We start from the raw sequence: 10656 nt of genomic DNA, 5'->3' as shown, positions 1-10656 counted from the left end.
AGCTGATGGCGAAGATGGCTCTATTGCTGCACTTTTGGATTTTTACTCTATAAAATATATCGGTCCACGCATGGATGCAAGTGTATTTTCTTATGACAAACGGTACACAAAATGGCTCTGCAATGCTAGAGGAGTCAAGAGTTTAAAACATGAAGAGCTTAGTTTAAAAGAGCACAACAATATTAAAACTCCATACCCGATTATTGTAAAACCTTCACGTCTTGGCAGCTCCATCGGAGTGAGTGTCGTAAAAGAGGAGAGCGAGCTTGATTATGCTCTTGACAGCGCTTTCGAGTTTGACAGCAGCGTTATAGTAGAACCGTTTTTGCAAGGGGTGAAAGAGTACAACCTTGCAGGTTTTATGGCAAATAAAAAAATGCACTTCTCTATAGTAGAAGAGCCACAAAAAAATGATTTTTTGGATTTTGAAAAAAAATATATGGATTTTTCAAGAAGTTCACAGGTTTTAAAAGCGGAGATTTCAAAAGAGTTGGAGTCAAAACTAAAAGCGAATTTTGAAAAAATATATAAAAATATGTTTGAAGGCGCTTTGATTAGATGTGACTTTTTTGTCGTTGATGGAGAGGTTTATCTAAATGAGATAAATCCGATTCCGGGCTCTATGGCAAACTACCTTTTTGAAGATTTCACAAATTGTCTTGAGATGCTATCAAATTCGCTTCCGCATGCAAAAAGAGCAAGAACAAACTACGAGTATATCCACTCAATTTCCAAAGCAAAAGGGAAGTAATGGCTCTAAAGTCAATACAGTTTGAGCAACACACCTTAGATATTAGTTATGAGATCCTAAACCCTCAGGCAAAAGTCGATTTGATAATTTTGCATGGATGGGGAAGCAATAAAGAGTTGATGAAAAAAGCATTTTCACCATACATGGACAGTTTCCGTCATATCTACATAGATTTGCCTGGGTTTGGAAACTCCACATGCAATATGGCGCTAGAGACAAAAGATTATGCAAGAATTGTAGAGCTTTTGATGATTCATCTAAATGCCTCAAAAGATATCATTTTAGGGCACTCTTTTGGCGGCAAGGTTGCGCTTCTTCTTGAACCTCAGGTTTTGGTTCTTGTTGCAAGTGCCGGAATACACAGGTCAAAATCCCTCAAAGTGAGAGCTAAAATCGTACTCTTCAAGCTTCTGAAACTATTTGGAGCGACAAAGTTTAGAGAGTTTTTTGTAGCTGATGATGCAAAAAAACTAAGCGAGCCTATGTATCAAACTTTTAAAAATGTTGTAGATGAGGATTTCTCTAAAGAGTTTGCCTCTTATGGCGGAAAAGCTCTTCTTTGCTGGGGAATAAGCGACACAGCAACCCCACTTAGCAGCGCAAAAAAGATAGAGAGACTTATAAAAGATTCTTCGCTTATAACCTACGAGGGTGATCACTACTTCTTCTTAAACCATGCCAAAGATGTAGCACAAAATATAGAAAAAACTTTTTTAAAAACATTGGAGCATAAATAATGCAAGATTATGAAGTACTTATGGCATTTGTTACAAATGTTCTTTTCGTAACAGTTCTGGGATGGTATCTCATAACAAATCTTCAGTGGTATGACTATAAGTTATCGCGAGTAATCTTAAAACATCATAAACCTCACTGGCATGTCATCTACTTTTTTATCCCTTTTATCGCCTACTACACGACGGGCAAATTTTTTATTATCTTCTTTCTTTTTGCAGTTTTGCCGGCAATATTTATTTGGCATAAAAGTTTAGACAAAAAACTTATTTTGACATGGAGGGTTAAGAGATTTCTGATTCTTCTTGTTTTTTTAGTTGTTTTCCAAGATATTCTCTGTACTTTAAAGTCTGCATGTGAGACTTACGGTGTATTTATGCCGCTCTTTATTGCTTATGTGGGAAGTTTTATAATAGAGAAATTTCTTTTTGAAGCGCATAAAAAAGAGGCGCAAAAAAAACTCCAAAGCATGTCTAAACTCCAGATAGTCTGCATTACGGGAAGTTACGGCAAGACAAGCACAAAAAATTTTGTTAAAGAAATATTGAGCAAAAAGTATAGAGTTTACGCAACTCCCAGAAGTGTTAATACTCTTGGAGGAATTATCAAAGACATAAATGAGTCTCTGCCTAGCGATACCGAGATTTATGTTTGTGAAGCGGGTGCGAGACAAAGAGGAGATATCTTAGATATTACAACCTTTTTAGAGCCTCAGGTAGTAGTTGTAGGCAAAGTTGGTCTTGCTCATGTAGAGTACTTTAAGAGCCTGCAAAATATCATTGCAACAAAGCTTGAGATTATGAAATCTCCGAGGTTGGAGTGCGCTTTTATCCATACTTCCGTTACGGATGAACCGCATGAGAAAGTTACGTTTTTTGGAGAGGAGATTCAAAACGTCAATGCAACTCTAGAGGGAACTGACTTTGATATGATTTTTAGCGATAGAACTCTTCACTTTCACACCGATGTTCTCGGCTCATTTCAGACAATCAATATTGCAGCAGCCGTTCACATTGCAAAAACATTTGACATGAGTGATGATGAGATAGTTAAAGCGGTAAGACGCTTGGCTCCTGTTGAGCATAGATTAGAGATGATTAAAGCGAGCGGAAAGCTAATACTAGATGACGGATATAACGGCAACATAGAGGGAATGCTCGAAGCCGTAAGACTCTGCTCACTTCATGAGGGCAGAAAGGTAATAGTCACTCCAGGTCTCGTTGAGAGCAACGATGAGCTAAATTTAGAGCTGATTGAGGCAATAAATAGTGTTTTTGAAATAGCGATAGTTACGGGCTCTTTAAATGCGGAGCTATTTGACAAGAACTTGAAGGTCAAAAATAAAATCATGCTCCATGATAAATCCAAAATCCAAGAGTTGCTGGCACATCAGACAAAAGCAGGAGATATTATACTCTTTGCAAATGACGCACCCAATTTTATATAAGTAAAAAGAAGTGAAATACATAGATGCAACCATAAAATACCTCGGCTATTTTACGGCTTTTGTCGTTGCTTTGCTGGTTCTGTTGGTTGTCTATGATGCAACTGCAAGATATCTTTTTTCAACTGGCTCAGTGGCTCTTCAAGAGCTTGAGTGGCATCTTTTTGACGTAGTCATTCTCTTTGGTATAGCGTATACGCTGAGAGAGGGTGCGCATGTTAGGGTAGATATATTTTATGCCTCATTTTCGCAAAAAACTAAAGCGCTTATCAACATCATATCTTCTCTCTTTTTTGTGCTTCCCTTTTCGTTTCTTATCATCTATATAGGGATAGATTTCGTGAGTATGAGTTATCTTCAAAACGAGGCATCTTCAAATCCTGGCGGGTTGGAGTATCGGTTTTTAGTAAAATCTCTTATGCCTATTTCGTTTGCTTTTTTGTCCCTTCAAGCCATAAAAGATGCCAAAACAAACTTTGATGCATGGAGGTCGTTATGATATCCATGTTGATGTTTGTAGTAGTTTTAGCGCTTTTAATGGTAGGAATTCCCGTTGCTTTTGTTTTTGGAAGCGTGGCTATCGCTTTTGCCTTTTTGATTCCAGAACTTGGTTTTGACGTCTTTTCGGTTCTGCCGTTTCGTATATACGGAATCATGTCAAACAGCACTTTGATGGCGGTTCCTCTTTTTATAGCGATGGGTTTGGTGCTTGAGAAGTCGCTTATGGCTGAGAAGCTCCTGATTGCCATGAGCTCCGCATTTAGAACTGTTCGCGGTGGTTTGGCTGTTAGCGTGGTGCTTGTAGGTGCGATGCTGGCGGCTTCTACCGGAGTTGTATCAGCAAGTGTTGTTATGATGAGCGTTATCGCGCTTCCGCTTATGCTTCGTGCAGGTTATGACAAAGGTCTGGCTGCTGGAACGATAGCTTCTAGTGGAACGCTCGGGCAGATTATACCGCCTTCTATCATCCTTATTATTTTGGGTGATGTTATGAATGTCAGTGTGGGCGAACTATTTATGGGAGCGGTTTTGCCGGGGCTTGTTTTGGTCGGACTCTACATAGTTTACATCCTGATATTTTCCTACCTTAGACCCGACGCTGCACCCGTTGCAAAAAATGTAAAAGATGTAAGCTTCAAAGAGATAATCATGGCCATAGTTCCGCCCATGCTTTTGATGGTCTCAGTTTTGGGGAGCATTTTCGCAGGTATAGCATCTCCTACGGAATCGGCTGCATTTGGAGTGGTTGGCGCAATTTTACTCTCGGCATATAATAATCGCTCTCTAAACTTTGAAATGCTCAAATACGCAACACTCGGCAGCGTGAAACTAAGCGGCATGATTTTTATGATTCTTATCGCGGCAACGGCTTTTTCTCTTGTTTTTAACGAACTCGGCGGAAGTGATCTTATACTTGAGTTTTTCTCTCAAGATATAGGAGATGTCTGGATTTTTATAGCGGTTGCGATGATTAGTATATTTATACTCGGTTTTTTTATAGATTTTATAGAGATTAGTTTTATCATCGTTCCTATCTTAGTACCGGTTATGCACGCTTTTGGGATTGACCCTGTTTGGTTTGCGATACTCATTGCTCTAAATCTGCAAGCCTCATTTTTAACTCCTCCCTTTGGACTCTCGCTCTTCTTTTTAAAAGGAGCCGCAGGTGATAGTATAAAAACCACGGAGATATATAGAGGCATCGTACCTTTTATAGCTCTTCAATTTTTGGCTCTAGTTTTGGTTATGATATTTCCAGACTTAGTGTTCGCATTTATTTAATTTTAACGCAAGAGGAAGTGAATTCCTCTTTGCTGCGCTAGCCGCTATGGCACTAAAGCTTGCCTCGAGAGAGAGGCAGAAATTTCTATAAAAAGGGTTAAAATGAAAGATATTTTATATGCGCCATGGCGGGATGAGTATGTTACAAACAAAAAGATAGAGGGCTGCGTATTTTGCCATATAAGCTCCCATGAGAAAGATGATGAGGAGTTGCATGTACTTTATAGGGATGAACACTGTTTTATAGTGATGAACCGTTACCCGTACACTCCGGGGCATTTTATGATTATCCCCCATCTTCATACCGACAAACTCGAAGAGCTGCCAAGTGAGACTTGGCTTCATATAAGTGATTTGGCGCAAAAGAGTGTGAGGCTTTTAAAAGAGGGTTTTTGTGCTCATGGAGTAAATATCGGGATGAACTTGGGAGAAGTGGCAGGTGCGGGGATAGCTGAGCATATTCACATGCACATCGTCCCAAGATGGGAGAGAGACACGAACTTTATAACTTCCGTTGCAAACAACAGAGTCTACTCAACCGATTTTATAAAAATATATAAAACTATAAAAGAGTTAGTTCCTAAATATATAAAATAAGCGATTGATTACTTTTTTTTAGATTTTAACACGAAGTAAAAGATAATAGCGATTACGACAAAAACGAGAGTTCTTATGATTATGGTAGTTGAATCTATGGTTTCCATTGGGAATCTTTGTATAAGGATTGTTTGTGGATGGGGTAGAGGGATTCGAACCCCCGAATAGCGGCACCAAAAGCCGCGGCCTTACCGCTTGGCGATACCCCAGTCTGTGAAAGATTAGTTTTGTAAAACGGGTGGAATTATAAATTTTCTCCCCTTACAATACCCTTAATCTTAGTATAAAAATTTTATAATATACTCTTTTATTACCTCTTTAAAATAGTAGTTGCAAATGGTAAAAAAAGATGTATTATTCCATTATTATTTACACAACCAAGGAGATATCGCATGGGAAGTTTAACGGTCAACAAGCAGAAATTAAAACGATTTACAATAGCCACAAAGCCCGTCATGGAGGAGTATTTGGCAAAGATGGATGTGGATCTTAGCGACTACACATTTGCGGCAAATTTTATATGGCTAGCCAACAGCAGCGGATTTTATGCGCTTATCAATAAATGTTTTTGTCTCTTTGTTATGACGGGCGGCGAATTGACTATGCTTTTACCTCCTCTGGGAAAGAAAAAAAACATCACAGATGCCATTATTAGCTGTTTTAAGATTATGAATACAAACAACTCTTCGCCGTACTACTCCCGCATCGACTATGTTCAGGCTTCTATGCTTGAAGAGTTTGTGCAAAACGCTGATGAAGCCGAGAGTATGTTTGAGATGCTTGAGTCTTACTTGGTTGAGAAAAAACTGGTTGATTATGTTTATGAAGTAAATGCGCTTATAGATTTGCGCGGAAACAGCTACCACACAAAAAGAACAGAGATTAATAAGTTTATGAAGTCTTACCCTGATTATGTCATTGAACAACTAGACAGCATAAAACATAAAGATGAGATTACGCATCTTTTTAACAAGTGGGTCTCCGACAGGGTGAGGTACATGCCAAAAGAGGAGGCGGAACACTTTTTAGAGGGTATTCATCAAGAGAGACATGCAGTAAAGCAGATGCTCAAATATTATGAAGAACTCTCTTTGATAGGTTTGGTTATCTACATAAACGGCGAGCTAAAAGGTTTTACCGTAGGCGAGAGAATCAATAAGGATACGGCAACGGTAATCATAGAAAAAACGGATTTTGAGATTTTGGGATGTGCTCAGTTTATCTTTAGAGAGTTCTCTAAGATGCTAAAAGAGCATTACAATATTGGATATATAAATGTAGGCGATGACATGGGATTTGAAAACCTCCGCAAGGTAAAGATGTCGTATCGTCCGTTTAAACTTGTACCAAAGTATACAATTTACCAAAAATGACAGTAAGAAAAGCCCAAAAAAGTGATCTCTCTTCGCTTTATGCGCTGGAGAAGGAGCTGTTTTTGCCACAGAACTATCCTCTCTCAAGAGGCTCTTTCTCATACCATGTAAAAAACAACCTGCTATATATTGCAGAGGTTGATGGCAAGATAGCTGGTTATATTTTGGTGCTCATTAAACGTAAAAATGCCAAACTATACTCTCTGGGAGTTAGCGAAGCTTATCGCAATAGAAAAATTTCCCAAGAGCTGCTTAGATTTATATTTAAGGAGCTTATCTCTTTGGGTTTTAGCAAACTGCTTCTTGAAGTGCGTACGGATAATGAGGCGGCGATAGCCTTGTATAAAAAAATGGGCTTTTGCGAGCTTAAAAAACTCAAAGCCTTTTATGGAGACGGATGTGATGCCCATCTGATGGAGTTAAGATATGCCAGCGACACATTATAAACAGATTTTTAGTGATTTGTTAAAAAGCAAACTGCTTAAGCTTCAAGTAGCAGTTCTTTTTGTAACAACATATATAGATTGGACTATTATGCCCTATGTTGCAAAGCTTGAGGGTATGCATTTACCTGTTTTTATGATTAGTTTTTATATGCTGATAGGAGCTACTGATGGGCTTATTCAGCCGCTTTTTAAAAAAGTGAAAATATATAATATTTATCTTTTCGTAATTATTTTAGATATTATTCAAATTCTTAGTTATTCCCTTTATATGGTTGAGATAGTTCTTTTTACATATGTTATTTTGAGCATATTTACTATTCAGGCGATTACATTTGAGATATCAAGGGTTCATACAATCCACTTTATGCAAGACGAGATTGAGATAAAAGATTATCTTATTCTTAGGTCTTTTTTCGTCTCATCTGCAATTGTAGGAGGTGCTATCACCGCTATGATATTTGACTATTTTGATATAAGATTAAGCAGTATGCTGATTTTGCTTTCACTGCTTGGTGTGTTGGCAATAATTGTCGAATATGTGCTCTATAAGAAGTTCAGAAATATTTTGCAGGATGAAGAGATAATCATAGAGAGACAAAAAGTTTTACTAAACGAAAAAATAACATTTTCAAAATAATTGTTTAAAATATTGGAGGATAGATGAAGTTATCAGCACAAGAGATTATTGCACTGCTTCAGGATAAAGCAAATAAGTATATAGATGGTATTGATGCCAGTATACATCCTTATGATATCGCAGAAGATCTTCTTGAGTTGCGTGATGAAGATGAAAAATTATATTTAGAAGAACTCTCTAAACTTCCGCAAGAACTTCAAGCGCTTGTTATGATAGAGCTTCCTCGCCACTGCCACGAGGAGATAGTTAAGCATTTTGCACCAAATGAACTCGCCTTTTTGGCAAATACGCTTGACACTGATGATGCAGCTGAGCTTATCCGAAACATAGAAGAGGTTGATGTAAAAATAGCGCAGGAGGTTCTTGAAAGCCTTCCGCACAAAGATAGAGAAAACCTGCAGACGCTTATAGCATACGATGAGTATGAAGCGGGAGCTTACATGCAGACGGAGCTTTTTTCGGCGTTTATAGATGAGCAGATTGGAGATTCCATACTCAGACTCAAACGCCTAAAAGCGCAAAAAGAGCTAGACAGCGTCTATCAGGTTTATGTGGTAACTAGAAATCATAAGTTTTTGGGTTCAATTCCTCTAGAAGATCTAATACTCCTTGGACCAAATGTCAACTATAGAGAGCTTGTAAAAGAGGGGGTAAACACCATCTCAGTCAAGGCTTTGGATGATATCCACGACGTTGTAGAGGTTGCATCAAAGTACGACATGGGGGTGATTCCCGTTACAGATGCAAAAGGCAGGCTTCTTGGGCGTATAACCTCGGATGATATCTATGACATTATAGAGGAGCGTGCAACGGGGCAGCTCTATAATCTTGCAGGTGTTAATGAGGGAGCGGAGCAGGAGGAGAGCCTCTTTCACATCGGTAAATATCGCGCCTACTGGCTTGGCATAAATCTTATAACGGCTATTGCGGCATCGGTTGTCATTGGTCTTTTTGATGCGACTCTGCAGTCGCTGGTCGCACTTGCAGTTTTAATGCCCATAGTGGCATCTATGGGCGGAAATGCGGGAACGCAGACTCTTACCGTAACGGTTCGCCAGATGGCACTTGGAGATATCAGCAGTGAAGATGCCAAAAAAACTATACTAAAAGAGGTCTATTTGGCTCTTATGAACGGCTTTATATTCGCCGTAGCTATCGGTCTTATAGCTTGGGTGTGGTTCTCTATGCCTCTGCTTGGAGTGGTTATAGCCGCTTCTATGGTTATCAACATTATCACGGCGGGCTTTTTCGGCTCACTGATTCCTCTGCTTCTTCAAAAGGCAGATATTGACCCTGCCGTCGGCTCCTCTGTGCTTCTTACAACGGTTACGGATATCGTCGGATTTTTTAGTTTTCTTGGATTGGCAACCATAATTTTGCTATAGTAAAAGAAAAAAAGCGGGTGTTAAAATGAAAAAAGTGTTACTAGGTTTTTTGTGTTTGCTCTTCTTTGCAGAGATTTTAAGCGCCCAAAACAGTGATGAGGGCGCAGTTGTCTTTATGTACCACCGTTTTGGCGAAACCAAATATCCATCTACAAACATCACAATGGAGCAGTTTGAAAAACATCTGCAGTACCTCTCGCAAAACGACTATAAGGTCTGGAGTCTCTCAAAGATAGTTCGCTATATCGTAGAGGGCAGGGAGATTCCAAAAAAGGTCGTTGCACTTACTATAGATGACGCATACAAAAGCACATATACGCATGCGTTTGCAAGATTCAAAGAGTACAACTTCCCCTTTACGGTCTTTGTAAACAGCTCGCCGGCAGATAACGGCTCTAAAAACTACATGAGCTGGGATGAGATGCGTGAGATGCAGGCTTTTGGAGCGGAGTTTGCGAACCACTCCATAACCCATGACTATATGCTGCCAAAAGAGGGCGAAGATGAGCAGAGCTGGAAAAAACGCATAAGAGATGAGATTGAGGGCGCACAAAAGAGGCTTCAAGAGGAGCTAGGAGAGGCTACAAACGAAAACCCAAAACTCTTCTCCTATCCGTTTGGAGAGTATACAAAAGAGAGCGCGGAGTATATTCAAAGCTTGGGGTATATCGGAATTACTCAGACGTCGGGCGCAATAGGGATGCAGAGCGATACGAGAACTTTACCGCGCTTTGCAATGTCGGAGGCGTATGCTAACATGGATGGTTTTACTCTGAAGATTAAAACTCTGCCACTCCCAATAGAGAGCGTCTCATCCATAGAGCCTCTGGTAAAAGAGGAGAACCCTCCAAAGCTCACCATAAAGCTCAAATATCCGGTAAAAAATGTAGGGTGTTACCTCTCCAGCGGAAAAGCAATAGCCGTTGAATGGATGTCAGATAGAGAGTTTAGCGTACAAGCAGATGAAAAGTTAAAAGCTCCAAGAGACAGATACACTTGCACCGCCGCCTCAAAAGATGGCAGATGGTACTGGTACAGCCATTTTTGGATACTAAAGTAGCAAAACTACTTACTTAAAAGGATGTCTTCTATCATCTTCACATAGGCACTGTTTGCGCCGATGTGGTCTAAAACCTCTATTTTAATGTCGTACTTTTGAGAACACGTTGAGGCAAGATGAGGGACATCTTCTCTAACGTGTTTACCGGGAGCCAAAAAAAGAGGCAAAACCGTAACGGCACTAACACCTGCCGCTTTTAGCTTTTTTACCGCATCTTCAAAATCAGGCTCAGCCAACTCCAAAAAAGCAAGCTCAATATTTTCAATATTTGCTCGTAATTTCTCTAAAACCTCTCTCGATGCGTCATTTGAGGCTTTGACCTTGCTACCATGCGAGAGCAATATATATCCGTTCATCTTCAAACCTTAATTTATATACGAAAATATAACATAATTTGGGTGCGATTCAGGATTTTGCTATGAATTGAAGCAGTTTATAACTATACG

12 protein-coding genes and 1 tRNA gene are annotated in these 10656 nt (G+C 39.4%); 11 read left to right on the top strand and 2 right to left on the bottom strand.

Translation table 11 applies throughout. The features are described 5' to 3' along the window. From RQ763_RS05065 to RQ763_RS05040, 6 genes are all read left to right on the top strand, one after another. Positions 1-751: D-alanine--D-alanine ligase (locus RQ763_RS05065; protein ID WP_314151567.1), on the top strand; the 751-nt coding region annotated here is incomplete at its 5' end. Next, the gene (locus tag RQ763_RS05060; protein WP_314151565.1) at positions 751-1488 is read left to right on the top strand and encodes an alpha/beta hydrolase; all 738 of its coding nucleotides are present in this window, start codon (positions 751-753) and stop codon (positions 1486-1488) included. The genes RQ763_RS05065 and RQ763_RS05060, both read left to right, overlap by 1 nt. Next, positions 1488-2933, top strand: a complete 1446-nt coding sequence (locus tag RQ763_RS05055; RefSeq protein WP_314151564.1) for a UDP-N-acetylmuramoyl-tripeptide--D-alanyl-D-alanine ligase — start codon at positions 1488-1490, stop codon at positions 2931-2933. The genes RQ763_RS05060 and RQ763_RS05055 overlap by 1 nt, the downstream gene beginning before the upstream one ends. Before the next feature lie 10 nt (positions 2934-2943). Further along, entirely contained in the window at positions 2944-3429 is a 486-nt protein-coding gene (locus RQ763_RS05050) for a TRAP transporter small permease subunit (protein WP_314151563.1), read from the top strand. Then, the gene (locus tag RQ763_RS05045) at positions 3426-4712 is read left to right on the top strand and encodes a TRAP transporter large permease subunit (RefSeq protein ID WP_314151561.1); all 1287 of its coding nucleotides are present in this window, start codon (positions 3426-3428) and stop codon (positions 4710-4712) included. Before RQ763_RS05050 ends, RQ763_RS05045 begins: the two co-directional genes overlap by 4 nt. Positions 4713-4814: 102 nt before the next feature. Then, the gene (locus tag RQ763_RS05040) at positions 4815-5309 is read left to right on the top strand and encodes an HIT domain-containing protein (protein WP_314151560.1); all 495 of its coding nucleotides are present in this window, start codon (positions 4815-4817) and stop codon (positions 5307-5309) included. 134 nt (positions 5310-5443) lie between these two features. Here the strand turns inward: RQ763_RS05040 and RQ763_RS05035 are convergent. After that, a tRNA-Gln gene (locus RQ763_RS05035) sits at positions 5444-5518 on the bottom strand. A gap of 183 nt (positions 5519-5701) precedes the next feature. On the opposite strand from RQ763_RS05035, the gene RQ763_RS05030 reads away from it, so the two are divergent. From RQ763_RS05030 to RQ763_RS05010, 5 genes are read left to right on the top strand one after another with little or no spacing between them, the layout of a single operon-like run. Continuing rightward, complete coding sequence (locus RQ763_RS05030) at positions 5702-6682, top strand: DUF2156 domain-containing protein (protein WP_314151559.1); 981 nt, start codon at positions 5702-5704, stop codon at positions 6680-6682. Further along, the gene (rimI, locus tag RQ763_RS05025) at positions 6679-7128 is read left to right on the top strand and encodes a ribosomal protein S18-alanine N-acetyltransferase (RefSeq protein ID WP_314151558.1); all 450 of its coding nucleotides are present in this window, start codon (positions 6679-6681) and stop codon (positions 7126-7128) included. Before RQ763_RS05030 ends, rimI begins: the two co-directional genes overlap by 4 nt. After that, complete coding sequence (locus RQ763_RS05020) at positions 7109-7765, top strand: hypothetical protein (RefSeq protein WP_314151557.1); 657 nt, start codon at positions 7109-7111, stop codon at positions 7763-7765. The genes rimI and RQ763_RS05020 overlap by 20 nt, the downstream gene beginning before the upstream one ends. 23 nt (positions 7766-7788) lie before the next feature. Beyond that, positions 7789-9150: a magnesium transporter gene (gene mgtE, locus RQ763_RS05015; RefSeq protein ID WP_314151556.1), complete on the top strand. Its 1362-nt coding sequence runs from the start codon at positions 7789-7791 to the stop codon at positions 9148-9150. A 25-nt stretch (positions 9151-9175) separates the two neighbouring features. After that, a complete protein-coding gene (locus tag RQ763_RS05010; RefSeq protein WP_314151555.1) occupies positions 9176-10210 on the top strand; it encodes a polysaccharide deacetylase family protein in 1035 nt (344 codons plus the stop codon). Between the two features lie 5 nt (positions 10211-10215). Here RQ763_RS05010 and RQ763_RS05005 read toward each other — a convergent pair whose 3' ends face one another. Continuing rightward, entirely contained in the window at positions 10216-10566 is a 351-nt protein-coding gene (locus RQ763_RS05005; protein WP_314151554.1) for a CbiX/SirB N-terminal domain-containing protein, read from the bottom strand. Between the last annotated feature and the right edge of the window lie 90 nt (positions 10567-10656).

Source organism: Sulfurimonas sp., from assembly GCF_032250635.1.
Lineage (GTDB): Bacteria > Campylobacterota > Campylobacteria > Campylobacterales > Sulfurimonadaceae > Sulfurimonas.
The sequence above is the reverse complement of the archived record's forward strand: the minus strand, read 5'-3'. Positions and strand labels throughout refer to the sequence as shown.

Excerpts from the sequence above, each read along its gene's own strand:
- RQ763_RS05060 (WP_314151565.1), top strand. The coding sequence starts at position 751 with ATGGCTCTAAAGTCAATACAGTTTGAGCAACACACCTTAGATATTAGT.
- RQ763_RS05055 (WP_314151564.1), top strand. The coding sequence starts at position 1,488 with ATGCAAGATTATGAAGTACTTATGGCATTTGTTACAAATGTTCTTTTC.
- RQ763_RS05045 (WP_314151561.1), top strand. The coding sequence starts at position 3,426 with ATGATATCCATGTTGATGTTTGTAGTAGTTTTAGCGCTTTTAATGGTA.
- RQ763_RS05040 (WP_314151560.1), top strand. The coding sequence starts at position 4,815 with ATGAAAGATATTTTATATGCGCCATGGCGGGATGAGTATGTTACAAAC.
- RQ763_RS05030 (WP_314151559.1), top strand. The coding sequence starts at position 5,702 with ATGGGAAGTTTAACGGTCAACAAGCAGAAATTAAAACGATTTACAATA.
- rimI (WP_314151558.1), top strand. The coding sequence starts at position 6,679 with ATGACAGTAAGAAAAGCCCAAAAAAGTGATCTCTCTTCGCTTTATGCG.
- RQ763_RS05020 (WP_314151557.1), top strand. The coding sequence starts at position 7,109 with ATGCCAGCGACACATTATAAACAGATTTTTAGTGATTTGTTAAAAAGC.
- mgtE (WP_314151556.1), top strand. The coding sequence starts at position 7,789 with ATGAAGTTATCAGCACAAGAGATTATTGCACTGCTTCAGGATAAAGCA.
- RQ763_RS05010 (WP_314151555.1), top strand. The coding sequence starts at position 9,176 with ATGAAAAAAGTGTTACTAGGTTTTTTGTGTTTGCTCTTCTTTGCAGAG.
- RQ763_RS05005 (WP_314151554.1), bottom strand. The coding sequence starts at position 10,566 with ATGAACGGATATATATTGCTCTCGCATGGTAGCAAGGTCAAAGCCTCA.